23 protein-coding genes are annotated in these 23907 nt (G+C 71.7%); 15 read left to right on the top strand and 8 right to left on the bottom strand.

From position 1 onward, the window contains the following. Positions 1-39: 39 nt before the first annotated feature. The 4 genes from ABR738_RS03155 to ABR738_RS03170 are packed head-to-tail and all read left to right on the top strand — an operon-like array spanning position 40 to position 6160. On the top strand, positions 40-2268 hold the full coding sequence (locus ABR738_RS03155; protein ID WP_350228409.1) for a 3-hydroxyacyl-ACP dehydratase: 2229 nt from the start codon (positions 40-42) through the stop codon (positions 2266-2268). After that, a complete protein-coding gene (locus ABR738_RS03160) occupies positions 2265-3905 on the top strand; it encodes a PfaD family polyunsaturated fatty acid/polyketide biosynthesis protein (protein ID WP_350228410.1) in 1641 nt (546 codons plus the stop codon). Before ABR738_RS03155 ends, ABR738_RS03160 begins: the two co-directional genes overlap by 4 nt. After that, on the top strand, positions 3898-4797 hold the full coding sequence (locus ABR738_RS03165; RefSeq protein WP_350228411.1) for a hypothetical protein: 900 nt from the start codon (positions 3898-3900) through the stop codon (positions 4795-4797). The genes ABR738_RS03160 and ABR738_RS03165 overlap by 8 nt, the downstream gene beginning before the upstream one ends. Positions 4798-4834: 37 nt before the next feature. Further along, positions 4835-6160 carry an aldehyde dehydrogenase family protein gene (locus tag ABR738_RS03170; RefSeq protein ID WP_350228412.1) on the top strand — a complete coding sequence of 442 codons (1326 nt, stop codon included), beginning with the start codon at positions 4835-4837 and terminating at the stop codon, positions 6158-6160. Between the two features lie 89 nt (positions 6161-6249). Here ABR738_RS03170 and ABR738_RS03175 read toward each other — a convergent pair whose 3' ends face one another. Next, positions 6250-7464 carry an amidohydrolase family protein gene (locus tag ABR738_RS03175; RefSeq protein ID WP_350228413.1) on the bottom strand — a complete coding sequence of 405 codons (1215 nt, stop codon included), beginning with the start codon at positions 7462-7464 and terminating at the stop codon, positions 6250-6252. Positions 7465-7564: 100 nt separating this feature from the next. On the opposite strand from ABR738_RS03175, the gene ABR738_RS03180 reads away from it, so the two are divergent. Further along, positions 7565-8032 (top strand): MarR family winged helix-turn-helix transcriptional regulator, encoded by a 468-nt coding sequence (locus ABR738_RS03180; protein WP_350228414.1) that lies wholly within the window; start codon positions 7565-7567, stop codon positions 8030-8032. Positions 8033-8203: 171 nt separating this feature from the next. Here ABR738_RS03180 and ABR738_RS03185 read toward each other — a convergent pair whose 3' ends face one another. Continuing rightward, on the bottom strand, positions 8204-8908 hold the full coding sequence (locus tag ABR738_RS03185) for a TetR/AcrR family transcriptional regulator (protein WP_350228415.1): 705 nt from the start codon (positions 8906-8908) through the stop codon (positions 8204-8206). A 263-nt stretch (positions 8909-9171) separates the two neighbouring features. On the opposite strand from ABR738_RS03185, the gene ABR738_RS03190 reads away from it, so the two are divergent. Together ABR738_RS03190 and ABR738_RS03195 are read left to right on the top strand one after the other, a co-directional pair. After that, positions 9172-9756, top strand: a complete 585-nt coding sequence (locus ABR738_RS03190) for a flavodoxin family protein (protein ID WP_350228416.1) — start codon at positions 9172-9174, stop codon at positions 9754-9756. 70 nt (positions 9757-9826) lie between these two features. After that, positions 9827-11308: an aldehyde dehydrogenase gene (locus ABR738_RS03195; protein WP_350228417.1), complete on the top strand. Its 1482-nt coding sequence runs from the start codon at positions 9827-9829 to the stop codon at positions 11306-11308. 49 nt (positions 11309-11357) lie between these two features. On the opposite strand, the gene ABR738_RS03200 is transcribed toward ABR738_RS03195, so the two are convergent. After that, positions 11358-11561 carry a hypothetical protein gene (locus tag ABR738_RS03200; RefSeq protein WP_350228418.1) on the bottom strand — a complete coding sequence of 68 codons (204 nt, stop codon included), beginning with the start codon at positions 11559-11561 and terminating at the stop codon, positions 11358-11360. A gap of 155 nt (positions 11562-11716) precedes the next feature. Between ABR738_RS03200 and ABR738_RS03205 the strand changes: the two genes are divergently transcribed. After that, on the top strand, positions 11717-12727 hold the full coding sequence (locus ABR738_RS03205) for a questin oxidase family protein (protein WP_350228419.1): 1011 nt from the start codon (positions 11717-11719) through the stop codon (positions 12725-12727). Positions 12728-12791: 64 nt separating this feature from the next. Here ABR738_RS03205 and ABR738_RS03210 read toward each other — a convergent pair whose 3' ends face one another. Beyond that, positions 12792-13238 (bottom strand): hypothetical protein, encoded by a 447-nt coding sequence (locus tag ABR738_RS03210; protein WP_350228420.1) that lies wholly within the window; start codon positions 13236-13238, stop codon positions 12792-12794. Positions 13239-13472: 234 nt separating this feature from the next. After that, entirely contained in the window at positions 13473-13841 is a 369-nt protein-coding gene (locus ABR738_RS03215; RefSeq protein WP_350228421.1) for a nuclear transport factor 2 family protein, read from the bottom strand. Positions 13842-13911: 70 nt separating this feature from the next. On the opposite strand from ABR738_RS03215, the gene ABR738_RS03220 reads away from it, so the two are divergent. Then, positions 13912-14787 (top strand): LysR family transcriptional regulator, encoded by an 876-nt coding sequence (locus tag ABR738_RS03220; RefSeq protein WP_350228422.1) that lies wholly within the window; start codon positions 13912-13914, stop codon positions 14785-14787. A 151-nt stretch (positions 14788-14938) separates the two neighbouring features. Continuing rightward, on the top strand, positions 14939-15595 hold the full coding sequence (locus ABR738_RS03225; RefSeq protein ID WP_350228423.1) for a hypothetical protein: 657 nt from the start codon (positions 14939-14941) through the stop codon (positions 15593-15595). Between the two features lie 26 nt (positions 15596-15621). Here the strand turns inward: ABR738_RS03225 and ABR738_RS03230 are convergent, their stop codons facing one another. Continuing rightward, the gene (locus tag ABR738_RS03230; protein ID WP_350228424.1) at positions 15622-15990 is read right to left on the bottom strand and encodes a VOC family protein; all 369 of its coding nucleotides are present in this window, start codon (positions 15988-15990) and stop codon (positions 15622-15624) included. Between the two features lie 78 nt (positions 15991-16068). On the opposite strand from ABR738_RS03230, the gene ABR738_RS03235 reads away from it, so the two are divergent. After that, on the top strand, positions 16069-16530 hold the full coding sequence (locus tag ABR738_RS03235; protein ID WP_350228425.1) for a MarR family winged helix-turn-helix transcriptional regulator: 462 nt from the start codon (positions 16069-16071) through the stop codon (positions 16528-16530). A 51-nt stretch (positions 16531-16581) separates the two neighbouring features. Here ABR738_RS03235 and ABR738_RS03240 read toward each other — a convergent pair whose 3' ends face one another. Beyond that, on the bottom strand, positions 16582-17196 hold the full coding sequence (locus ABR738_RS03240) for a helix-turn-helix domain-containing protein (protein WP_350228426.1): 615 nt from the start codon (positions 17194-17196) through the stop codon (positions 16582-16584). On the opposite strand from ABR738_RS03240, the gene ABR738_RS03245 reads away from it, so the two are divergent. Together ABR738_RS03245 and ABR738_RS03250 are read left to right on the top strand one after the other, a co-directional pair. Next, positions 17195-17713: a GNAT family N-acetyltransferase gene (locus ABR738_RS03245; RefSeq protein ID WP_350228427.1), complete on the top strand. Its 519-nt coding sequence runs from the start codon at positions 17195-17197 to the stop codon at positions 17711-17713. The genes ABR738_RS03240 and ABR738_RS03245 overlap by 2 nt on opposite strands. Positions 17714-17843: 130 nt before the next feature. Continuing rightward, on the top strand, positions 17844-18839 hold the full coding sequence (locus tag ABR738_RS03250) for an SDR family oxidoreductase (protein ID WP_350228428.1): 996 nt from the start codon (positions 17844-17846) through the stop codon (positions 18837-18839). Here ABR738_RS03250 and ABR738_RS03255 read toward each other — a convergent pair. Further along, a complete protein-coding gene (locus ABR738_RS03255; RefSeq protein WP_350228429.1) occupies positions 18830-19909 on the bottom strand; it encodes a helix-turn-helix transcriptional regulator in 1080 nt (359 codons plus the stop codon). The two genes, ABR738_RS03250 and ABR738_RS03255, sit on opposite strands and share 10 nt — an antisense overlap. A 300-nt stretch (positions 19910-20209) precedes the next feature. On the opposite strand from ABR738_RS03255, the gene ABR738_RS03260 reads away from it, so the two are divergent. After that, positions 20210-22885, top strand: a complete 2676-nt coding sequence (locus tag ABR738_RS03260; protein WP_350228430.1) for a beta propeller repeat protein — start codon at positions 20210-20212, stop codon at positions 22883-22885. A gap of 368 nt (positions 22886-23253) precedes the next feature. Further along, on the top strand, positions 23254-23862 hold the full coding sequence (locus tag ABR738_RS03265; protein WP_350228431.1) for a hypothetical protein: 609 nt from the start codon (positions 23254-23256) through the stop codon (positions 23860-23862). Positions 23863-23907: the final 45 nt, after the last annotated feature.

The following is a 23907-nucleotide window of genomic DNA, read 5'->3' on the forward strand; positions in this document are numbered from 1 at the left end:
ACCCACCCATTCCACACCGGTCCGAGCAGACGAGAATTCATGGACGACCTGAGCTTCGACGCATCCTGTCCCGTCATCCCGTGGTGGCCCGGTCCGGCCGTCGGGCAGACGGCGCGGAGACCGCCCGGCCTGCCCGCCTCCGCGCCGCCGGGCCTTCCCGGCCCCGCCCCGTGCTCGACACGTGCCGCCGCGCTCGCGGAAGAACTGGCGGCCACCGTGCGTACGGCGCACCACGCCGCGCTGCGGGCCCACCAAGCTCTCCAGGAGGCGCTGCTGGCACCGGGACTCCGGGCACCCCTGGCTGTGTCCCCGACGGAGCCTGTCGCCATCGCGCCGCAGCAACCATCCGTGCTGCGCGCCACGTTGACGTGGTGCCCGGCATCCCCGATGGTCCCCGTCGACGACCTGCGCGTGACCGAGGTCGCGTCGGACGACGAAGAGGCCTGGGAGGTCCGGCACGAAGGGCTGGCCGTCGCGCGGGTGACCGGCCGCCGCGAGGCACCCGCGCCCACCGAGACGCCGTGGCCCGTACGCCAACTCACGTTGTACCCACGGCAGTTCAGGCCCCTCGCTCAGTCGGTACGCGACCGTCTGGGCCGGCCCGAGCTGGACCGGCTCGCCGCGGGGGACCTGGCCGGCGTCCTCGGCGCGTCCTGCGCGCCCGCCGAACCATCCAGGACCCTGAGCGCGACCGGGTTCGCGCTTTTGGACGAAGTCGTCGTGACCGGTTCCGGCACCGGCCGCCACGGCCAGGGGCGGGTCACCGCCACGACGCCCGGCGGCCGGGCCAAGACACCCGACTGGGCGGCACTGCTGACCGCCGCATGGCAGGCCCTGCACGTCCACGCGCTCCATCAGGGCCTGCACCTGTGTCTGCCCGGCCCGTCCGTGACGCCCTGGACCGAGGAGTGCGTCCACATCGAGGTATGGGACGGCGCCCGCCTGTCCGGCCCGCTCCAGATGGCGGCCGACATCGTCTCGATCGGCCTGGTCCCGCGCCCGCATGTGGTGGCCGACGTGTCCTTCGGCGACGGCCGCACCACCGCTGCCCGCCTGCGTGGGGTGGGCTGCGTGCTGCGCGAACCCCCCGGGCGCGACCTCGGCCCGGGTAACAGCGGCGGCGGCACACGCCGCACGCCGGACGGCCGACAGGTGTTCGCCCACGAACTGCACATGGCCCACTCCTCCGAGGGGGACCTGAGCATCGCACACGGCGCGGCCCGCCACCGTTCGGCCTGCCTGATCCGCCCCCGGCTCCCGCGCGGTGACCTCCTGATGCTCGACCGCATGATCGACGCCCCGGCCGCGCCGGGCGCCCACCTCTCGGACACGTCGTACGTCACGGAGTACGACGTGCCGCACGCGCCCTGGTACGTCGACCAAAACGCGGGCGGCGTCCCGCACTTGGCGCTCCTGGAGACGTCACTCCAGGCGGCCGCGTTCGTCGGGGCATGTCTCGGCGCCTATGGTGAGTATCCGGATCAGAACCTGACCGTACGCAACCTCGAAGGCTCCTCGCGGCTGGTGCGCGCCGTGGACCTGCGGGGCCGTACCGTGCGCCAGGCCACCACCGTGCTCTCCCATACGCCGTTGCCGGGCGCGCTGCTGCAACGCTACCGATACGAACTGGCCGTGGGCGGTGAGACGTTCTATACGGGAGAGGCCGTCCACGGCTTCTTCACCGAGCCGGTCCTCGCCCAGCAGCAGGGTCTGGACGGGGGACGCCTCGTGGCCCCTTGGCTGCGGCGCCAGTCACCGCCGCCCCTCGCCCGGCCGCCGCGACCCACCGGCGAACACCCCGCACCCTCGGGGCGGCTCGCCTTTCTGGAGGGCGCCGACATCTCCTTCGTGGCAGACGGTGGACGCTACTCCCTCGGTTATTTGCTGTGCGACAAGCCCATCGACCCCGACGACTGGTACTTCGGCCAGCACTTCCTGCACGACCCGGTCATGCCCGGTTCCTGCGGCGTCGAGCTGCTTTTCCAGATGGCGCGGGTGTGCGTGCGTTCCGCCGGGATCAGCACCGACGCGACGCCCGAGCCGCGACCGGCGCTCGGCGCCGAGCTGCGCTGGACGTATCGCGGCCAGATCCAGCCACACCACCGAGCGCTCCAGGCCGAGGTGCATCTGCGCGAGGTCATCCGCACGGATGCCGGCACGACGGTGCTGGCCGAGGGCAGCGTGTGGCGGGACGGCCTGCGCATCTATGCCGTGGACGACATCGCTCTCCAGGTCGCGGGCGGCACGACGGGACGGAGGGCGTCATGACCGTGCACTTCGACCTCGCGGGCGTCCGCTACGACCTGGCCGACCTCGAGCGGCCGTGTTACGTGGTGCAGATCGACGGACGCACCGGGACGACGACCGAACGGCCCGGGCCCGGCGTCCGAGTGGTCGCGGTGGCGGCGCCCGTCAGCGCGCGCCACCTGGGTTCACCCGCCTTCCTCGACCGCCACCGGCTGCGCTTCCCGTACATGGCGGGCTCCATGGCGGCGGGGATCTCCTCCGTGGATCTGGTGGTGGCCATGGCCCGCGCCGGCTGCCTCGCCTCCTTCGGGGCGGCCGGGCTGCCCGCGCCCCAAGTCGAGGACGCCGTACGGCGGTTGGGGCGCCGGCTGCCCGGGCTTCCGTGGGCCTGCAATCTGATCCACAGCCCGGCCGAGCCCGCCGCCGAACGCCGGTGCGTCGACCTGTACCTGCGTCACCGCGTCCCGTGCGTCGAGGCGTCCGCGTTCCTGCGGCCCACTCTCGATCTGGTCCGCTACCGGGCGGCAGGGCTGCGGCAGGGGCCCGACGGCACCGTACGCGCCACGCACCGCGTCATCGCCAAGGTGTCCCAAGCCGCCACGGCGGCCTTCTTCCTGCGTCCGGCGCCCGAGGAGCTGGTGACGGAACTGGTCCGGGACGGGCGCCTCACCGCCGACCAGGCCGAACTCGCCCGGCGCGCGCCCCTGGCCGACGACATCACCGTCGAAGCCGACTCCGCCGGACACACCGACCGGCGCCCGCTCGTCACGCAACTCCCTCTCCTTCTCGCCCTGCGCGACCAAGAGATCCGCGAGAACGGGCCGGGCGCGGGCGTCGCCATCGGAGCGGCGGGCGGCATCGGCACCCCCCGGGCCGCCTTCGCCGCGTTCTCACTGGGCGCGGACTACTTCGTCACCGGCTCCGTCAACCAGTCCTGCGTGGAGGCCGGCACGTCGGCGCGGGCCAAAGAACTGCTCGCGGCGGCCGATGTCGCCGACTGCGCGATGGCTCCGTCCGCAGACATGTTCGAGATGGGCGTGGACGTGCAGGTGCTGCGCCGGGGGACGCTCTTCGCGGGGCGGGCGTCCTGGCTGTACCGCCTCTACCGAACGCACGACACGCTCGACGACCTCTCGCCCAGGGACCGACTGCGGCTCGAGGAGCAGGTCCTGGGGCGCCCCGTCGCCGAGGCGTGGGCCGAGGTGGCCGAGTATCTGAGCCGCCGGCGGCCCTCCCAGGCAGAGCGCGCGGCCCGTGAACCCAAGGAGCGCATGGCCCTGCTGTTCCGCTGGTATCTGGGCCTGTCCTCCCGCTGGGCGGTCGAAGGCGAGCCCTCCCGCGCCGGTGACTACCAGATCTGGTGCGGCCCCGCGATGGGCGCGTTCAACGCCTGGACGCACGGGACTTCCTGGCAGGACCCGCGCAACCGCCGCGTCGCCGAGGTCGCGCGCGCACTGCTCGACGGGGCCGCCTACCACGCCCGGCTCGCCCAACTGCGGTACGCCGGAGTGCGGTTGCCCACCTGGTGCACCGCCTGCCCTCCGCCCGACGTAGCCGCGTACGCCGGTGACGCACACGCCGGCACACCCCATCCGCAGGAGCGCATCAGCCCCGTGCTCCCGCACCCGTCGTCCCCCGAGGGAAGCGTCCATGGTTGAAGTGGACGCCTTCTGGGCCTACGCCATCGGGGCGGGCTGTGCCTTGTCCACGGCCGAGCAACTGCGCGCGGCCGAAGACGCCGACCGGCGGCGCACGGTGCGCGAGCGCGACCTGACCGCGACCCTGCTGTTCATCGGGCTCCTCTTCACCCCCATGGGCATGTGGCTCGCGGTCCGCTTCCCGGGCTGGGAGACGATGTACGCCGTCCGCCACGTCCCTCCGTGGGGGCTGGCGTTGTTCAGCGCGGGTATCACCGCGAGCGCCACACTGGGCTACCTGTGCGCGCACCGGCTGGTCGTGGCCGGCCGGGTCTGGGCGGCGAGCATGCAGTACGTCGGCGGGTACACCGCCGTGTTCTTCGTGCTCCTCCACGGCTGGGACGGAACCGGCATCCACCGCTTCCTCGCCCCGGCGCCACGCGAGCAGTTCTCCCGAGCGCAGCTCCCGTCCCGGACCGAGCTCGCCACCTGGCTGCACTCCCCCATCGCCGCCACCCTCCTCGCCATGGGGCTCGTCCTCATGCCCGCGATGTTCTGCCTGAACGCGCGGGCCCACATCCGGGACGACAGCTCGCGCCGCCCCGTCGCAGCGCCCGCCCGGTGGACCCCCGGTGTCCGCCTCGTGACTCACGCGACGCTCATCGCCCTGGGGCCGTGCCTGGCCTTGGCTCTCTCCGCCCGGCTGGCCGTCAGCGAGCTGGGCGCCCTGCCGGGAGGAACGCTCTGGGCGGCGGCCGCGGCCGCCCTCCTGCGGCCGCGCGGGGCGCTGGCCACCCACTGCCGCAAAATGGTCCTCCCCACACTCCACGGCCGCACCCGAACACCCCCTCCCCCGCCGCTTCCCGGGCCGGCCCATGCGCCGGGCACCGCCGACCCGGCCGCCCGCCACTGACCGGCCGGACCACCATCGCATATGACGGAGCGTCACCATGCGCGCGCCCGCGCACACTTACGAAGAACTGCTCGGCGCCACCATGGCCCAAGCGCTCGCGGTGAGCGCCCTCACGCCCGCGAGCCACGATCTGGTCACGGTGCGCAGCGCCCTTTCGGGCCGTCCGCTGCCGCCGCTCGCCGTGTGCTCTGCGGCCGACGCCCGCGCCGCCGTCGCCCGGGGCCGCGAGGTGAGCGGATCCTGGCTGGGGGTCGGCGCACCGGCACGGCTGGGGGTCATCGCCGGGCTGCGCGAGGAAATCCGCGCCCATCGGGCCGACTTGAACAGGCTGTTGCGTCACGGCGCGGGCTTCGGCCCCGCCGACGCGGTCGAGGAATGCCAGGACGGTGAGCGGCTGTCGCGCCGTGCCGCGAGGGGAGGAGGCCTCGCCGCGCACCGGTGGCCGCGCTCACCGTACGCGAGCGAGCAGACCGGTGCCCGCGCGGTCACCGTCTCGTACGGGGACGACGCACGGCCACTGGCCTCCCTGTGCGAAGGCGCGCTGCCCGCGCTCCTCAGGGGTGGGACGGTGGTGACCGAGGTGAGTGCGCGCACGGCGCCGGTGGCGCTGGCGGTGACCGCGATGGCCCGGCGCGCGGGCCTGCCCGACGGCGTGTGGCAGGTGGCGGTGCGCGGCGAGGCGCCCGGCGCGATGTCCGGTTCCGGCCTGCGCGCCGTCCTGGCCGAACACGCCGACGCCGTAGCGCCGTTGTGCTGCCCGCCGGACCCGGCCGAGTCCTTGCGGGTACGGTCGCGGCCACCGGGCCTGTTCGTTCTGCGTCACGACGGCAGTGCGCGCGCGGCCGCACGCGCCGCGGTGCGGGCATGCTTCGCCCGCGCGGGCCGTGGCTGCGCCACCACTCCGCACGTCGCCGTCCACGCCTCGCGGGCCGAGGAGTTCCTGCACCGGTTCAGCCGCGAGGCCGCCGCCTCGACCTGTACGACGACGCTGCCGGACGAACATCAGCTGGCTCTTCTGTCGGAGTGGTTCGACACATGCCTCGCGGCCGGAGCCCGTTCTCTCCTGCCCCGCCCGCGCACGCCGGAGCACCGGTCGGACGCCCCTTCGCCCGTCCCGGCTCCGGTCCTCCTCCGGGACCGCGCCGGCCTGAGCGACTCCCGGCCGGAGATCCCCCGGGGGCCGGTCGCCCTCGTCACCGCGTTCACCCACTGGGCGGAGGTCCTGGACCACGCCCGGCACGGCGGACGCCACTTGTGCGTCTTCACCCGCACCCCTTTGCGGTACCTGTCCCCGCAGTTCGGCGACCTCCCCGCTCGCCGCATCCACCTCAATCGGGCGCCGAGAGCGGGCCTGATGCCCTGACGCGGGGGAACGCGAACTCCGTCCGGCGAGTCTGGCCGGCTCCCTGGTTCCTCGCGGCGGCGGTCGGCTGACGCGCGCGAGGTGTGCTGTCAGGCCGTCAGACGGGCGCCGCGCCGCCACACGGCGCGGGTGTTGAGGGTGTCACCGATGTCGGTGGTCGGGTCGCCGTCGACCAGCACGAGGTCGGCGCGGAGTCCTTCCGCGATACGGCCCCGGTCGCCGAGGCGGAAGCGGCGGGCCGTGGTGGCCGTGGCCGCGCGCAGGGCCCGCGCGGGGGTGAGGCCGGCCGCGACGAGGTGGCGCAGTTCGTGGTGCAGGCTCGCCCCGTGTGCCATACCCCCGAAGAACGTCTCGGGCATGGAGACGTCGGTGCCGGCCAGCACGTCCACGCCGGCGGCGTCCAGGGCGCGCACGGTGTCGTACACGTCCTGGAGTCTGCCCTGCGGGTAGCGGTTGTAGCTGGAGCGCAGGGTCTGGTCCCACTTGCTGTCGAGGCGTGCGGCGACCCGCGGGTCGTCGGCCAGTTCGCCGGCGGTGATGCCCATCATCGAGGCGTTGAGGGTGACGCAGGGAATGACGAACATGCCCGCGTCCTTGATGAGGCTGATGATCTCGGGGGTGTGTGGCTGGTCCATGAACACATGGGTGAGACCGTCGATACCGGCTTCGGCGGCCATTTCGGTGGCTTCCAGCGTCAGCGCGTGGGCCACGGTGAGGGCGCCGTACTTCTTGGCTTCCGCCACACCCGCGTTCACGGTGGCCTGGTCCAGCGAGGGCAGTCCCGGGTGCCCCTCCACGCTGCCGTCGTCGATCATGAACTTGATGAAGTCGGAGCCTCGGGCGAGGAGTTGAGGCACGAAGGCGGCGGCCTCCTCGGGAGTGGTGGAGAACGGCATCAGGGGCATCACGGGGGGAAGCTCCCACTTCGGCCGGAACCCCTCGGGCATCAGTTCGCTGGGGTGGCCGCCGGGCGGCGTGATGGCGAAGCCCGCGGAGCGCACGTCGGCCACGGAGTCGTCGTCGGTGATGAGCCCCCGGTTCTCCCGGGTGTTCATGCCCTGCATCTCCAGTTCGGTCGTCACACCGAAGCGCAGGGCCAACGCCAGGGAGCCCGGGGCGGAGTGGACATGCGCGTCGATGAGCCCCGGCAGCAGGGTGGCGCCGCCACCGTCGACGATCTCGCTGCCCCGGGGAGCCTCGCCCCCGACACGGGCGATCCTTCCGCCGTCGAGGACCACGGTCCTTGCGCCGAGGGACTTCTCCCCGTCGAAGACCTGCGCGTTGGTGATCGCGGTGAGTGCCATGGAAGCCCGCCTCGTTTCATTGCCCGTCGCATGTACATACCGAATGCTATGCATTTACCGATGAGCATGCAAATGGGTGGGCGCGGGCTAGACTCGGGCCATGAGCAGCGCGTCCTTCTCCGATCAGAGCCCCGACGACCTGGCGCTTGACCAGATCGGCCCGGCGCTCTCCCGTCTGCGACGCCGCGCACCCGCTTCGGGCAAGGACCTGTCGCGCAACCTCGTACTCAATGTGATCGCCGACGCTCCGGACGAGACGACGGTCGGCGGACTCGCCGCCGAGATGGGTGTCGCTCAGCCCGTGGCCAGCAGGACCGTCGCCGCCCTCATCCAGGAGGGCCTGCTGCGCCGGGCGGCTTCCCAGCTCGACGGACGCCGCACCGTGCTGGAGCTCACCGAGCACGGCGAGGCCGAGCGCGGCCGCTTCGCCGCCGAACAGCGTGCGGCGTTCCTGGAGATCACCGCCGCCTGGTCGCCGGAGGAACGGCTCCTGTTCGCACGCCTCCTGGTCCGCTACGGCGTCGACGCCACCGCCTGGTCCAGGAGCCGGGCCGCGGCCCGCGACTGAACGGGCGCCCCGGCGCCGCGTCGAGATCCGCGCGACAGCCCGGACCCACGCGCGACGCGGGTCTGACCGGAGAGGGCGCGGGCCCCAACACCCGGCGCCCGTACGACAGATGAGCCCCACGGCTCGCCTCCCACTCCGGTACGCGGACCTCAGGGGCGCGGGCGGGTGGCGCTACTCCGCGAGGCGGTGCAACCAGTCACGCAGGAGGGCCTTCTCCGTGGCGCGCAGCGCGGTCGCGGCGCCGCCCTCTCCCGCCAGCGCCGCGTCGAGGGCGAGCGCGCGGGTCGCCAGGTCCGTGCCGGTGGCGACCGGCGCATCGGTGGTGATGGACCCGATGACGATGTCGCGCAGCCGTGTCGAGGCCGACAGATTCCGCCGCGCCGGGTCTTCACCGATCAGCGCCATGGCGGCACCGGTCGTCGCGGCGTGGACCACATGGGTCGCCTCTTCCACCGGCACCCGAAGGCGCCCGTCGGCGGCGGCCCGGTCCAGCCGGCTCACCAGAAGGGCGTGCGCCTCGTCGGCCGCCGGGGGCCTGCGGCCGGGGCGGGCCGTCCCGTACATGAGCAAGTAGAAGGCGGGGTGTCGCAGGCCGAAGTCGACGTGCAGGTCCCAGCCCCGGTAGAGATCGGCCACCGGATCCTCGGAACCGGCCAGCACCTCGTGCTTCTCGGCCAGGTACATCTCGAAGCCGTGCGCGGCCAGCTCGTCCAGCAGGCCGTCCTTGTCGCCGAACATCCGGTACAGCGCCGGGGCCGTGATTCCCGCCGCGGTGGCCACGGCCCGCGTGGAAACCGCCTCGCTGCCCCGCTCCTCCAACAGCTCGGCCGCGACTCGCAGGACCCGGTATCTGACGGCGCGCTTGGGATCATCCATGGGAACGATGATACGCCCTCTTGCGTATCACTGCTCTAACAGTGCTACGGTCAATACCGAAACACCGATCAAGGCCTTGCCGATGACCATGCGGACGCCCATGCCGAGTCCACACGCATGACCACATCGGCCGCGTCCCTGCCTCATACGTTCCGGCGCGCCTTCGGGCGTTCCGGCGTGCGTGCCGAGCGCCCGGCCGTCGCAGAACCGAGCCCAGAACAACACCCCCCGTCGGCACCCGCCGACATCACGAGAGGACAACCATGTCCGACATATCGATCGCCATCGCTTCCTACTCCGGTTACGGCCACACGGCCCAGATCGCCGCCGCCGTCGCCGACGGCGCGCTCTCCCTTCCCGGCACACAGGTCCACCGCGTGGACGTCGCATCGCTGAGCGACGCGGACTGGGAGACGCTGGACGACGCCGACGCCATCATCTTCGGCTCCCCCACCTACATGGGCACCGCCTCCGGCGCCTTCCACGCCTTTGCCGAAGCCACCAGCAAGCGATGGATGACCCGCGCGTGGAGCGACAAGCTGGCCTCCGGATTCACCAACTCCGGTTCCATGAGCGGGGACAAGATGCACACCCTGCAATACTTCGCGGTCCTGGCCGCCCAGCACGGCATGCTCTGGGTGAGCCTCGGCCTGCTCCCGGGCTGGAACACCACGACCTCCAGCCCCGAGGACGACAACCGGCTCGGCTTCTACCTCGGCGCCGGTGCGCAGAGCTTCAACGACACCGCCGACGTGCATGACGCCGATCTGAACACCGCGCGCCACCTCGGCCGCCGCGTCGCCGAGCAGACCCGCGTCCACTGCGACGGCCTGGCCGCCCAGCGGTAGTCCGCACGTCCGCACATCACCACCGCTCGCCCCGCCCTCCCCGGGCGGGGCGACCGGGACGGGAGCACACATGACCCCCACCACCCCATCCCCTTTGCAGCGACTCATGATCGGCGGCAGCTGGCAACAGGCGGCCGGCCACCGCACCTACGAGGCGTACGACCCCTACACCGGCGCAGTCGCCTCCCGCGCCGCGGCCGCCGACACCTCGGATGTCGTACGCGCAGTCGAAGCGGCCGAGCGGGCACGCGGTCCCTGGGCGCGGCTGGCACCGAGCGAACGCCGCCGCCTCCTGTGGGCGGCAGCCGAGAAACTGGAAGCCCGCGCCCGGGAACTGACCGAGGCGATGACCGCCGAGATGGGCGGCCCTGCGGCCTGGGGCGCACACAACGTCAAGGTCCTGGCCGAGAAGATCCGTTACGCGGCGAGCGCCGCCCACGAGGGCCTGACCGGTGACGTCATCCCCTCGGAGGCCACGGGGCGCACCTCGCTCGCCGTCCGCAAACCGGTCGGCGTGGTCGCGAGCATTGTTCCCTGGAACGCCCCGGCGCTGCTGGTGGGCGCTTCGGTTCCGGCGGCGCTGGTCCTCGGCAACACCGTCGTGATGAAGGCGTCGGAGCAGACACCCCGCACCCATGGCCTGGTCGTCGAGTGCTTCATCGAGGCGGGACTGCCGGACGGCGTGCTCAACCTGATCACCAACGCACCCGAGGACGCACCCGCCACGGTTGACGCGCTCATCGCTCACCCGGCCGTACGACGCGTCCACTTCACCGGCTCCACCCGCGTCGGCCGCGTCATCGGCGAGAAGGCGGCCTCGCACCTGAAGCCGGCGGTCCTGGAGCTCGGCGGCAAGGCTCCGGCCATCGTCCTCGCCGACGCCGACCTCGGCCACGCCGTCGGCGCGGTGGGTTTCGGCGCGTTCGCCAACGCGGGCCAGGGCTGCCTGTCCACGGAGCGCGTCGTCGTGGACCGCGCCGTCGCGGACGAGTTCACCCGGCGTCTGGCCGCCCTGGCCGCCACCATCACCTGCGGAGATCCCCGTGACCCCGGGACCGTCCTCGGCCCGGTCGTCGGCCGGGACACCGTCTCGCGCCTGACCGGTCTGGTCAGGGACGCCGTGGGGGCGGGCGCACGGCTGCTGGCAGGAGGAACGGCCACCGGCCCGTGCTTCGCCGCGACCGTTCTGGCCGATGTCGCACCCGGCATGCGGGTCTACCGTGAGGAGTCGTTCGGGCCGGTGGTCACCGTCGTCACCGTCGACGGCCCCGAGGAAGCCCTGCGCGTGGCCAACGACAACGACTACGGTCTCACCTCCGCCATCTTCACCCGCGACATTCCCCTGGCCCTGACCCTTGCGCGGCGCATGAACACCGGCATGTGCCACATCAACGGAGCCACCCTTGACGATGAACCGCAGATCCCCTTCGGCGGGGTGAAGAACAGCGGCTACGGCAAGTCGGGCGGCCGGGCCGGACTTGAGGAGTTCACCGAACTCCAGTGGATCACCATCGAAGGCCCCGAGAGCCCGCGCTACCCCATCACCGAATAGCGGGGCAGAACAGGCGGGGCCGGCCTCGTTCATGGCGTGCCGTCAAAGGTCACAGGCGCGTGCGTTTCGCCGACGGCGCCGGCCCCCGGTTTCGGGTCTTCGCGGCAGGGCCGACGCCACGGAGCAGGGAGGCGATCGCGGCCAGAAGGGCCAGCGCGGCGCCGAAGGCGAACACGACGACCAAGCCGGAGTGGAAGGGCCCGGAGATCAGGGCGGGCAAGAACTCCCGCTCCGTCAGGGCCTGTTGCCGCACGGTGGGTACGTCTCCACGCAGGTGGGCGCTGTCGGGAGCCGGGCGGGACCGGTCGCCGTTCACAGCAGGAGCGGTGCGGCAGCCGGCGAGTCCTAGGCGGGGCTTAGGTCCTCAGCCCGTTACGCCGCCGCGACGACGCGTCTAACGTCCCCGCCATGGATACGACAGGGATTCTGGACGAAGCGCTCGCGCGGCTGCACGTCTGCGGGCCCGAGCGGCTTGGACGGCTCACCAACCACGCGCCGATGGCCGTCGAAGCTCTTGTCGCGCGCGGACAGGCGCGCTCAGTACACCGCTGGCTCGACCTGTACGCGCGCAAGCTGGAGGAATTCCCGTCCGGCGTCGCGCCCGTCACGGCGGCCAATTGGCGTTCCGCGCTGGGCGACCCGAGCCGCGCGGCCGACTGGATCCGCTTCTTCGAGCGGGAGATCGCCGAACATCCCTGGCGCGAGGTCCTTGCCGCATGGTGGCCCCTTCTCCTGCCCGGGATGTACGGCGGCTCGACACACCCGGTGATCCGGGTGGGCCACGCCGTGCGCACTCTGCTGTCGGACGAGGTCACCGAACCCCGTCTGAGAGAATTCGCGCACGGCCTCGGCTACTGGGCCGCGCGCCACCGGCCCATCGCGACGCCGGCCCCGCTGCCCGGTGCCGCGAAGGCGGCCGCCGCTCTCGACACAGTGCCGCACATCGCCCAGCAGGACGGCGGCTTCCCCGCGCGGCTCGGCCGCGTCAGGGCCCTGCCGGTGTGGGCGGCCGGGGTGACGGAACCACGTGACGCCTACCGCCACCTCACCGAGCTGGTGCGGGCGGCGACACACCGGTACGCCACCCACGGCCACGGCGAGGAGACGATGCTCGTCCACGCGGCCACGGCCCCCAACGCCGTCCTGCGCACCCTGCCCGCGCTCCCGCAGTCCCTGTGGCCGTCCAGCCTGCGGGCGGCATGGACGGCCGCCGCGGCGGTCACGGCGATGTACGCACCGGCCGCTCCGGTCACCTACACCCCGCCCGGCACCTTCACCCCTGAAGAGGTCGTCGAACGGGCCCTGGCTCATGGCGACGAACACGTCATCAAACTCACCGATACGGCTCTCGACGTCGGCGACGAACCGGCCCTCGCAGCTGCTCTGCGCTCCATGGAGCTGAGCGTCCCGCTCGGGTGAGGCGCCTGCCGCCGAGGTGGGCGTGCGGCCGCGCGGCCGGGGCCCGCGTCCGCTCCGCGCTCCGTTAAGGGTGAGCGCCGTCCTGGTACGTACCGGAGGAGAACCCGTCCTTCCAGTGCTCCTCCCACTCGGCGAACTCCAGGCACAGGTGCTCCAGTTGGCGCCACCGGGGCAGATAGTCGGGGTGGTCGGAGAACCGGGCGGCCGTCAGGCACAGTTCGTTCCACCACATCTGGATGTCCTGGCGCAGCCGCTGGGTGAGACCTGGTTCACTGGTGCGGCCCGCGGCCACTTCCATGCCCCAGCTGGTCAGGAGGTCGCAGAGACACAGGGCCGTGTGGTCCGTGCTCTGTCGCAGCCGGTGGGCGGCCCAGGCCGCCTCGCTGCCGGCCTCCTGCCGTTCCGCGAGGTCGGTCAGGCGGGCGCTCAGAAAGTCCCGCAGCGGCGAAGCGTCGGAGGAATGCAGGTCGTCGGAGAACTCCAGAATCTCGACGGGCTCGCGGTCAGACATGGCAGGCTCCCCTCCCGGTGAAACACGACGGTCTCAAGGGGAGAGTATCCAAGGGGCGCCTGCCGCTTGCCAGTTCGCGGCATCACCTCACTCGAAGGTGCGCCGCCGACGCTCCGGCCGCCGCCCGGTCCCGCGCGACGACCGGGCAGCGCCCTGCTTGTGGCACCGCCCGGTGCACCGCGAGACGGGAGTTCACGCCGAGCCCGTACGCGACGCCCGGCCGCCCCTCCCCTCTCACCCCCGCTTCTCGAATCCCGCCAGCAACTCGCGGGGGTCGAAGGTCACTCGGATACGGGTGATGCTCCCGTTCTCCACGTGCATCCAGTTCATCGTCGGGGTGGGCGGCGCGACGCTTGTGTGCAGGTCGAACCAGGTGATCACCTCGTCGCCCTCCGCCACCCGCACCCGCACGTCGATCTTCTCCAGCACTTGGCCGAGCCCCTTGAGCCCGGCAAGCGCCTCCTCGGCTCCGGACGCCGCGCCCAGCGTTCCGACGAAGTCGACGTCCTCGGCCAGCACCCCCCGCAATGTCTCGAAGTCGCCCGCCTCCCAGGCCGTGTAGTAGATCTCAGCAAGCTCTCGCGCAGTCTTCGTCCTCGTCATGCCTCCATCCTCCAGCCACCGCATCCATTCGTCCAACAGATAATTCAGATGCGAGCTATCATCTCTGCGTATGGAGATACATCAGCTGCGCTACTTCGCCGCGGTCATGGACGAGGGCACGTTCACCGCCGCCGCTCATCGACTGCACGTCAGCCAGTCGGGGATCAGCACCCAAGTGGCAAAGCTGGAACAGGAGTTGGGGCAGCAGTTGCTCGACCGGTCCGGGCGCCGGATCCGCCTCACCCCGGCCGGCGAGGCCGTCCTCCCGCTCGCGAAGAACGCGCTCGCCACCCTCGACGCCATCCAGCACACCGCCGCCGAGTTCGCCGACGCCGTCCGAGGCCGGGTACGGCTCGGCATGATCATGGGCTGCTCCATCCCGGCCTTCCTCGACACCGTCGCCGACCTCGGCCGCACCCACCCCGGCGTCGAACTCAGCCTGCACGAGGGCCACTCCGACGATCTCCAGGCGCGGGTCCTCTCCGGCGCCCTCGACCTGGCTTTGATCGGGTACGCGGGTGACGTCACCCCGGGCCTCGCGGTGGACGTCGTCGTGGACGAGCCGATCACCGCCGTCGTCCCGGCCGGGCACACACTCGACCGGCCGGAGCTGCGCCTCGCCGACCTCGGCGGGGAAAAGATCCTCTGCCTCTCCCCCGGTACCGGCATCCGCGCCGCGTACGAGGACTCCTGCCGCAGGGCCGGCCTCGACCCGCGCGTGGACCTCGACGCCAGTTCCCCGGACATCCTGCTGCGTCTCGCCGAGCGCGGCGCGGGCATCGCCATCCTCAGCGCGTCCTCGACCCGGGGCTCCGGCCTGCGGAGCATCCCGCTCACCGACGCCGCCACACACGGCCGACTCGGCCTCATCACCCGCCGCGGCCAGCACTCCCCCGCCGCCCTGCTCCTGCGAACCAGCCTCCTGACCGCGTTGCGAAGCAGCTAGCGCCGCGATCGGAAGCCCCCGGCCGGCCGTTGCCTGGCGCACAGAACATGCCGCCCTCACTGTCGATGGGCGAGGCGCTCGACCGGCCCCGGCGCCCCCGCAACTCGCGCCCGGGAGCGCCCATTTCATTCCGCCGCGATACCGTGCCGCCATGTCTCGATCAGTGGAAACCCGATCAATACCGTCTCCCGTCACGGCGGACGACGTGGACCTTGCCGTGCGGCTCGCGGTCGCCACGCTCCGGAACGCACCCGCCGAGGGGTGGGGCGGCAAGGCCGGTTCGCTGGAGTGGGACTGCTGGGAGACCGCCGAACACCTCGCCAACGACCTGTTGTACTACGCCGTCCAACTCGGGCCGCAGAGCCCGCCGTTGGACACCCATGTGCCGTTCGCTCTGGACCGGGAGAGGCCGGCCGCACCCCCGGTCTTCGTCCACGCCGAACGCGCCGCGGGTCCGGACGGTCTGACGCAGGTGCTGGAGGCGTGCGGCGCGCTGTTGGTCGCCATGGTGCGTACCACCTCGCCCCGGGTCCGCGCCCACCACGCCGCCGGAGTGGCGGACCCCGAAGGCTTCGCGGCCCTGGGGATGCAGGAGACGCTGGTGCACATGCACGATCTGGCGGAAGGCCTCGGGCTCGCCTGGGCGCCGCCCTCCGTCCTCTGCTCGCGCGTGCTCGCCCGGCTGTTTCCGGAGGCACCGGACGGCGCGGACCCCTGGCTCACCCTGCTGTGGGCCACCGGCCGCGCCGAACTGCCGGGGCGCCCTCGTCTCACCACGTGGCGCTCGGACAGCACACCGCGAACCTAGGAGCGGCACGCGCCCACCGCGTTCGCTCAGCCCCCGTGCGCGGTGAGTACGTACCCCTCCGGACCCTCGAAGGAGAACTTCGGTCCGAACGGACTGTCCGTCAACGGCTCGACGATCCGCACGCCGGCGGCGACCAGCTGGTCGTGCAGTTGCACCGCGTCCGAGGTCCGGAACCAGAGCACGACGCCGAGCCCCGGCCGCGCGCCGTCGGCGAGGCTGACGCCGGGCAGGAGCGCGCGGACCGCGAACGCCGGCTCGGTGGCGAACACGACCGCGTGCGGGGGTGAGACCTCGGCGCGGCACAGGCCGAGGTGCTGCTCGCAGAAGGCCGCCGCGGCCTCCACGTCGTGGACCTGCAAGGCGATGAAGTCGGGACTCTCGATGGCAACAGACATGGGATTTCCTCGCTGTTCAATGTCAGGACTTTGACATCGAGATTAGGGCGCCGACGCGAGGCATGTCAAAATGCTGACATGAACGAGAGTGTGCCGACCGAGCTGTTCAGCCCAGCGGACGACATCACCCACCACGTGGGCTACCTGCTCAAACGCGCCCAGGCGGCCTTGCGCGGCGCGATGGACAAGGTGCTGCGCGAGCACGGACTGACCGTGCCCCAGTACTCGACCCTTGAGCTCCTGGCGCGACACCCCGGCATGTCGAACGCCGACCTCGCCCGCGCGACGTTCGTCACCCGGCAGTCCGGAAACGTCGTCCTGCGGGGCCTCCAGGAAGCGGGGCTGATCACTCGCCCCGCCAGCGCCGGCCAAGGCCGGGCTCTTCCCGCCCGCCTCACCGAAGAGGGCCGCGCACGCCTCGCGGCGGTACAGGCCGCCGTGTACGCCATCGAGGGGCGCATGGTGGACGCCATCCCGCCCGAGCGCGTCACCGCACTCCTGACCGACCTCGACCGGATCGCGTCGGCGCTGGGCGGTTGATCCGCCCAGCCGGAGCGCGGACGCGCGAAGAGGGCTACCGGTCGGAGGCGGTCACGGCCTCACACCCCGGACAAGGAGGACGGCGTAACGGCATTCACCGTCCGTGGTGTTGGCGAAAACGCGCTCTGCCGGTTCGCCCAGTTCGAAGGTGTCGCCCTCGCCGAGTGCCTGGACCGTCTCCCCGTCGTGGAAGGTCAGGTGCCCCTCGATGACCCAGATGACCTGCCGCACGAAGGCGAAGGCCGCGGCCGGATACGGGACGCGGGCTCCGGGCGGCAGGCGGATCTCGGCGAGCTCCACAGGAAACCGGGGTCCGGTGATCTGACGGCGCCGGTAGCCGGTGGACGGGTCGCGCCACTCCGCTGTCTCGTCCCGGCGCCGTACGCCCCCGGTGACCGCCGTTTCGTCCGCTGTCCCATCCGGTGATCCATCGGGTGACTCGTCGGCGAGGGTGAGCAGGGAGGCGACGCTGAGCCCGAAGGCGGCGGACAGCTTGCCGAGGACCACGGCGGTGGGGCTGCTCTCACCCCGTTCGATCCGACTGATCATGGCCTGCGAGACCCCGGAGGCGGCCGCGAGCCGCGCCAGGGTCCACCGACGCCGTTCCCGCTCCCGGCGGACGCGGGCAGCGATCCGGGCCACCAGGGGATCTACCATGTTGGACATGAATCCAATATATGAGAGGAAGCGGCCCGTGTCGGTACGCCCAGCACGCCCGGAAGACACCGAAGCCATCCGCGCGATCCGCAACCACGCCATCGAACATTCGACGGCGCTGTGGACGGAGACCCAGCAGTCCCCCGCCGAGGGAGCGGCCTGGGTCGCGGCCCACCTGGAGCGGGGTTCGGCGTTCGTGGCCGAAGTGGAGGGCGAGACGGCCGGGTTCGCGGTCTACGGCCCCTGGCGTGAGAAGGACGGATACCGGCACACGGTCGAGGATTCGGTCTACGTCCGTGACGACATGCACGGACTCGGTAACGGTTCCGCGCTCCTGTCCGAGGTCATCGACTCGGCACGGCGAGAGGGTCACCACGTCATGGTCGCCGGCATCGAGGCCGAGAACACCGCGTCGATCCGCCTGCACGAACGGTTTGGTTTCCGCGTCGCGGGGACCGTGCCGGAAGCGGGTACGAAGTTCGGCCGATGGCTCGACCTCACCCTCATGCATCTGCGACTCGGCTGAGCGCGGAACGCTGGGCGCGGAACACGGCGACGACCGCGACAGCCTCCGCCGGAGGGGGTCGGGGGACCCGAGCGGGAACTCTCTGGAAAAGGTGACGGTTTCTGTCAGGCTTGGCATGAACCATGAGGACATGAAGGACACGAAGGACACGACCAGCAAAGACACCAGCACGCACCAGAACACCGCCCGTGACAGCCCGGCGGGGCCGCCGCTCGCCGGCAGGATCGCGCTCGTAGCGGGGGCCACGCGCGGGGCAGGCCGTGCCCAGGCCGTCGAACTCGGCCGGGCCGGCGCGACCGTGTACGTCACCGGCCGCACCACCCGCACCCGGATCAGCGAGGTCGGCCGGAGCACCGAGACGATCGAGGAGACTGCCGAACTGGTCACCTCGGCGGGCGGAGCCGGGATCGCGGTCCCCACCGACCATCTCGACGAGGAGCAGGTGCGCGCGCTGGCCCGGCGCGTCGACGGGGAGCACGGGCGGCTCGACATCCTCATCAACGACCTGTGGGGCGGCGAGCACCTGACCGGCCACTCCATCTTCGGGAAGAAGTCCTGGGAGACGCCGCTCGCCGACGGCCTGCGCGTCCTGGAACTCGGCGTCCGTTCCCACGTGATCACCGCCGCGCTCCTGCTGCCGTTGCTGATCCGCTCGGACGCTCCCCTGCTGGTGGAGGTCACCGACGGCACCGCGCACTACAACCGCCGCTACCGCGAGAACATGTACTACGACTTGGCGAAGAACGCCCCGATCCGGCTGGCGTTCGGTCTCGGCCAGGAGTTGGCGGAGTACGGCGGCACGGCGCTCGCGGTGACGCCGGGCTTCCTGCGCTCGGAGCAGATGCTGGCCCACTTCGGGGTGAGCGAGCAGAACTGGCGCGACGCGATCGCCGAGGAACCGTCCTTCGGCATCGCCGAGTCGCCGGGGTTCCTGGCGCGCGCGGTGGCGGCGCTGGCCGCCGATCCGGACCGCGCCGAGCGCTGGAACGGCAAGTCCACTTCCAGCGCGGAGCTGGCCCAGCGGTACGGCGTGACGGACGTGGACGGCAGCCGTCCGGATGCCTGGGCGTACCTGGAGGAAGTGGTGCACGGCGGCAAGGACGGCTCGCCCGAGGACTACCGCTGATCCTCGCCTTCCGCGCGCGACTCACCTTGCGGGCTGGTCGGGCGTGTCGGGCAGGTCTCGTAGAGGGCGGCCAGGGCCACCGCGCGCTCATGGAATCGGGCGCGCAATGAGGCTGGGGCCAACACCTCGACGTCCGCGCCGAGTAGTGCCAGCCGGCCGAACGCGACGTCCTCGGATTCCGCCCGCACGGTGAGGGTGACCAGGCCGGCGGAGTCCGGTGCGCCGGCGGACGCCAGCGCGTCCTCGATCGCGGCCCTGTCCACGGCTGCGGGCAGCCGCCGCAGCCCGTGACCCGTCAGCCGGACCGTGACCGCGGTGCGCAACAGCGTCCGGGCGAACGCGGCCGACCGTTCCTCCCAGTGCGCGGCCAGGTCGAAGGACGCGTCCCGCTCGAAAGCCTGGTCCGCGCCGGGAGCGGGGCCGATGGCGGCGATCCGGTCGACGCGGTAGGTACGCCAGTCGCCGTCGTCGTCGCCGTCCCGTCCGCGGGGGACGCGCGCCACTGCGTACCAGGTGCCGGCTTTCAGGACGAGCCCGTACGGTTCCACCACGCGCGCGACGGAAGTGGAGACGGCGCCGTCCTCGCCCGGCCGGGTGTACGTGAGCTCGACGGCCCGGTCCGCCCACACCGCGCGGGCCAGTTCCGGAAGCACCTCGGGGGTGACGGGCTCACGGAACCAGGCGGGGGCGTCGAGATGGAAGCGGCGCACGGAGGACTCGGCGGCCGCGCGCACCGAGGGCAGCAGGGTCGCGCTCAGCTTCAGCCGCGCGGTGTCCGCCGCGTCCGCCAGGCCCAGGTCCCGCAACGCCGCTGGGAGACCGGACAGGAACAGGGTCTCCGCCTCACTCGGGTGGAGATGGGTGAGTCGGGTCCGGTAACCCTGGGCCAGGAAGTACCCGCCGACACGTCCTCGCTCGGACCGCACCGGGACGCCTGCCTCCTGCAACGCCTGGGCGTCCCGGATCACCGTCCGCTCGGAGACGTCGAGTTCGCGAGCGAGGGCGGCGGCCGTCAGGCCGGGGCTGGACTGGATGAGGAGAGCCATACGAATCAGACGGGCAGCACGCATCCCCCAAGGATCACCGACGATCGAGACGTTCCGAACCGCCGGACGCGCCCACGCACTACGGCTCGGACGGCCGCGCCGAGGCGAGGACGCACCGACGCACCGACGCACCGACGCACCGACGCACCGACGCGGACGTGGGGGACCAACCTCCCCACCGCTGACGCAAGTTGCCGATCCGAAGAACAGACTTGGCAAACTCCCGGTCATCTTTCCTCCGTTCCCTATCCGGGATGTCGCGGACACGCCAGGATCTGGCCCGCGTCGGGCCGTATCCGGTGCTCGGCGCAGGGAGGAGAGCGCATGATGCGCCAACGGCAACGGCGACGGTTCATCACCTGCACCGTCGTGGCCGCCGCGTTCGGACTGATAGGCACCCAGTCGTTCGCGGCGTCCGGCGGCACCGGGCCCCGGCCCTGGAACGCCCGCCACCAGGCCGACATCGGCCGGCAGCACACCGCGGCCGTGCATGCCGGCAAGGGGATGTCCGCCCTCACCGCCTCCGAGAGCGGCGGCGACGGGTCCGACGAGGCGGAGAACTCCGCCGAAGGCACCGCCCAGTACACCGAGGCCCGCACCGCACCCGGCGTCGTGGCACCCGGCGCGTACGGGGCGGCCTGGGCTCAGCTCCAGTCGATGCCGCACACCGGGGGCAATTGGGACCACGTCACACAGAAGGTCTACGACTCCGACGACCCGCGCTACCGTGACATCAACTCCAACTCCAGCGGCGGGTTCGGAAACGTGACCGGCCGGATCACCGGGATCGCCGCCGACGACCAGGGCTACGTGTACGCGGGCGGCGCCAACGGTGGCGTCTTCCGCTCGCGGACCGGCGGCGGACGCTGGGAGCCGATCGCCGACAAGCTGCCCTCCTTGTCGACCGGCGCGCTCACCCTGGACGGCTCCCAGCGGCTCTGGTACGCGACCGGAGAGTCCAACACGGGAGCAACCTCCTTCGTGGGCACGGGAGTTTATGTCCTGGCCGACCCCCGGCACGGTCAGTTCCAGCCGGGTGGCCGGGTGGGCGGGGCCGAGCTGGAGTCGACGGTCATCCACGCCCTGCGGTTCGCCGGCGCCAAGGTGTGGGCGGCCACCAGCCGGGGCGTGTGGTCGCACTCCACCACGACGCTCTCGGGCCCGTGGAAGCTGGAGTTCGCCCCCAACCCGGAGTACTTGCCCGGCGGTTCGAAGGCCGGCGAAGAGTCGGCCCCGTACAAGAACATCGCCAACGACATCGCGGTCGACCCCAAGGACCCCTCGAAGGTGCTCCTGGCCGTCGGCTGGCGCGGTGGTGACACCTACAACGGCCTGTACTCCCAGCAGGGTGACGGCAGTTGGAAGGCCACCACCGGCCTCGGCGACCTGCCCACCGACAGCGACGACGTGGGCAACATGACGTTCGGCGCGGCGGCCGACGGTTCTCGTCTGTACGCCGTCGACCAGTCACCGGCGCAGACCAACACCAACCCGGACAGCGGGCTCAAGGGCGTGTATGTGTCCAAGTCCGGTTCGCCGTTCGGTCCCTGGACGCAGATCGCCGACTACACCAAGCTGAAGGCGTCCGGTTCGGCACTCCAGGGCGCGGGCTACATGCCGGGCATCCAGTCCTGGTACAACCAGTTCCTCCAGGTCGACCCGGTCAACGCCGACCATGTCTATCTTGGTCTCGAAGAGGTCTTCGAGACCAAGAACGGCGGCACGAGCTGGATCACTCCCGGCCCGTACTGGAACTTCCCGTTCCCCTGCTGGAGCATCGACCCGTCCAAGCAGACCGGCGACTGCTCGCCGACCACCCACTCCGACCAGCACGCCGTCGCGGTGGGCACGTACAAGGGCAAGACGTACGCCTACGTGGGCAATGACGGCGGCATCTACCGGCGGCCCCTGAACGGCGCGGTCGACTCGGGCGGTCACGCCAAGGACTGGCAGTCGCTGAACGACGGCACCCTGGACACATTGCAGTACTACTCGGTCGGCGTCGGCAAGGACCTCGACCACGGCGGCGTCTCGGTCACCGGGGGTCTCCAGGACAACGGTCAGTCGATCCTGCGCGGCCACGACAAGGTCATGGGCTCGAACTTCGGTGGCGACGGCGGTGACACCATCACCAACCCGGCCAATGGCTGCGACATCGCCAACGAATACGTCTATCTCGACATGTGGGTCACGCAGAACTGCGGCGCGAACAGCGGCAGTTGGGTCGACGATCCGGCGAAGGCCACCGAATACGAGGTGGCTCCGCCCGACAAGGACCTCGGCGGCGCCGGCGCCCGCTTCACCGCCCCCATCACCTCCGACGCCAAGGACAGCGACACGTGGGTGGCCGGCGGGCGTCATGTGTGGGTGCAGACCAAGGGTTTCGCGATCCGCTCCGGCGCCGAGTGGAAGAACGCCTACGACCTCGGTGACGGCCATGTGGCCACCGCCGTGGCGTCCTCGGGCGGCACGGTGTACGTCGGCTGGTGCGGGCCCTGCAACAACCAGGGCTTCAGCCGTGGCATCGCGGTCGGCAACGCCGACGGCACCGGCTGGCACCAGCTGGGCCTCCCCGTCGACGGAACGATCCCCAACCGCTACATAGCCGGCTTCGACGTCGACCCGGCCAACGCGCAGCACGTCTACGTCGCGGTCAACGGCTTCTCCCGGAAGTGGACCGAGGGCCCCGGCGCGGGCGTCGGCCACATCTTCGAATCGAAGGACGGCGGCGCCACGTGGGCCGACATCTCCGCCAACCTGCCTGACGTCCCGGCCGACTCGGTCAAGCTTCTGCCGAACGGCGGCCTGACCCTCTCCACCGATCTCGCCGTCTTCTACCGGCCGGCCGGCGCACGCCAGTGGCAGATCCTCGGCAAGAACCTGCCCACCACCGCGACGCTCCAACTACGCCTCGGCCCGGACGGCGCCCTGTACGCCGCCACCCACGGACGCGGCATCTGGTCCTTCGACCCACGACGGCTGAAGGGACGCGACGACTGACCCACCCCTGACAACCGGGACGGCCGGCGCGCCCCCTCATAGGAACCCGCCCGCCGTCCCCGCCGTCCCCTGCCACCCCCTCGACCCATCTGCCGGCCAACCGGGCCGGAACGTGCCGTTACAGGGGCGCCGCCCCGGGCCCCGCGTCACGGCTCTGACCGCGGTGGCGGAAACCGGTTGCAGTGGGCCGGCCCTCGTCCAGCGTCCGGAGCCGCCAGGCGCTCGGCTGGCGGGTCCGAACCGGTCATGACGCGAAAGTCCGGGTCGCTTTCGGTAATTCGCCATATCCGGCGCCGAGTTGGGGAAGGGTCGTCCTTGTGCCCGCCTCGGGCGATCACGGCGCTGGACACGACGGCTGGAGGGACGCCATGAGCGAGCAGGAGACCTGGACCACGGAGGAGTTCGGTCCGTCCCACACCGGCTCGGTCGGCGTGCTCCTGGCCGACGGCACCGTCCCGCCCCCGGTGCACATCCCGACGAACTCGGGCTCGGGCGGCCAGTCGGTGACGGAGTGGAGCGTCTACGACGGCGGCGACTGGGGGCACGGGCCCCGCGCGGCGGTGCTGCGCGCGGTGTGTTCCTGCGGCTGGAACGGCGCGGAGCACCCGTTGGACTGGGACGAGATCGGGGACCAGCCGCTCTTCGAGGCGGGTACGAGAACGGCCGACCTCTGCACGCGGGACTGGGATTCGCACGCGGTCGACGTGGAACGGTCGGCCACTCCCCTGCCCGACTCCGTGACCGACCTCCTGGCCCAACTGCACGCGGAGATCGAGAAGTTGTCGAAGACGTCACCGTTGGCGGCTCTGCGCGCGGCTCGCCAGCTGGAGGTGACCGCCGAGGACATCGGATACTGGGCGGCCCATGACGCCCGACAGGACGCGACCCTCGCGCAGGCCGCGGCCGCCCTGGGGCTGAGTGAGAGCGAGACGAGGAAGTTGCTGGCCCGCTTCGGGCGCTGGAGCCTGTACTACTGACCCGCCCCACTGTCCTGCACCACCGACACGCCGCTTCACCATTCA

The organism is Streptomyces sp. Edi4 (assembly GCF_040253615.1).
GTDB lineage: Bacteria > Actinomycetota > Actinomycetes > Streptomycetales > Streptomycetaceae > Streptomyces.

Coding starts and splice junctions, on each gene's coding strand:
- ABR738_RS03155 (WP_350228409.1), top strand. CDS start 40: ATGGACGACCTGAGCTTCGACGCATCCTGTCCCGTCATCCCGTGGTGG.
- ABR738_RS03160 (WP_350228410.1), top strand. CDS start 2,265: ATGACCGTGCACTTCGACCTCGCGGGCGTCCGCTACGACCTGGCCGAC.
- ABR738_RS03165 (WP_350228411.1), top strand. CDS start 3,898: ATGGTTGAAGTGGACGCCTTCTGGGCCTACGCCATCGGGGCGGGCTGT.
- ABR738_RS03170 (WP_350228412.1), top strand. CDS start 4,835: ATGCGCGCGCCCGCGCACACTTACGAAGAACTGCTCGGCGCCACCATG.
- ABR738_RS03175 (WP_350228413.1), bottom strand. CDS start 7,464: ATGGCACTCACCGCGATCACCAACGCGCAGGTCTTCGACGGGGAGAAG.
- ABR738_RS03180 (WP_350228414.1), top strand. CDS start 7,565: ATGAGCAGCGCGTCCTTCTCCGATCAGAGCCCCGACGACCTGGCGCTT.
- ABR738_RS03185 (WP_350228415.1), bottom strand. CDS start 8,908: ATGGATGATCCCAAGCGCGCCGTCAGATACCGGGTCCTGCGAGTCGCG.
- ABR738_RS03190 (WP_350228416.1), top strand. CDS start 9,172: ATGTCCGACATATCGATCGCCATCGCTTCCTACTCCGGTTACGGCCAC.
- ABR738_RS03195 (WP_350228417.1), top strand. CDS start 9,827: ATGACCCCCACCACCCCATCCCCTTTGCAGCGACTCATGATCGGCGGC.
- ABR738_RS03205 (WP_350228419.1), top strand. CDS start 11,717: ATGGATACGACAGGGATTCTGGACGAAGCGCTCGCGCGGCTGCACGTC.
- ABR738_RS03210 (WP_350228420.1), bottom strand. CDS start 13,238: ATGTCTGACCGCGAGCCCGTCGAGATTCTGGAGTTCTCCGACGACCTG.
- ABR738_RS03215 (WP_350228421.1), bottom strand. CDS start 13,841: ATGACGAGGACGAAGACTGCGCGAGAGCTTGCTGAGATCTACTACACG.
- ABR738_RS03220 (WP_350228422.1), top strand. CDS start 13,912: ATGGAGATACATCAGCTGCGCTACTTCGCCGCGGTCATGGACGAGGGC.
- ABR738_RS03225 (WP_350228423.1), top strand. CDS start 14,939: ATGTCTCGATCAGTGGAAACCCGATCAATACCGTCTCCCGTCACGGCG.
- ABR738_RS03230 (WP_350228424.1), bottom strand. CDS start 15,990: ATGTCTGTTGCCATCGAGAGTCCCGACTTCATCGCCTTGCAGGTCCAC.
- ABR738_RS03235 (WP_350228425.1), top strand. CDS start 16,069: ATGAACGAGAGTGTGCCGACCGAGCTGTTCAGCCCAGCGGACGACATC.
- ABR738_RS03245 (WP_350228427.1), top strand. CDS start 17,195: ATGAATCCAATATATGAGAGGAAGCGGCCCGTGTCGGTACGCCCAGCA.
- ABR738_RS03240 (WP_350228426.1), bottom strand. CDS start 17,196: ATGTCCAACATGGTAGATCCCCTGGTGGCCCGGATCGCTGCCCGCGTC.
- ABR738_RS03250 (WP_350228428.1), top strand. CDS start 17,844: ATGAAGGACACGAAGGACACGACCAGCAAAGACACCAGCACGCACCAG.
- ABR738_RS03255 (WP_350228429.1), bottom strand. CDS start 19,909: ATGCGTGCTGCCCGTCTGATTCGTATGGCTCTCCTCATCCAGTCCAGC.
- ABR738_RS03260 (WP_350228430.1), top strand. CDS start 20,210: ATGATGCGCCAACGGCAACGGCGACGGTTCATCACCTGCACCGTCGTG.
- ABR738_RS03265 (WP_350228431.1), top strand. CDS start 23,254: ATGAGCGAGCAGGAGACCTGGACCACGGAGGAGTTCGGTCCGTCCCAC.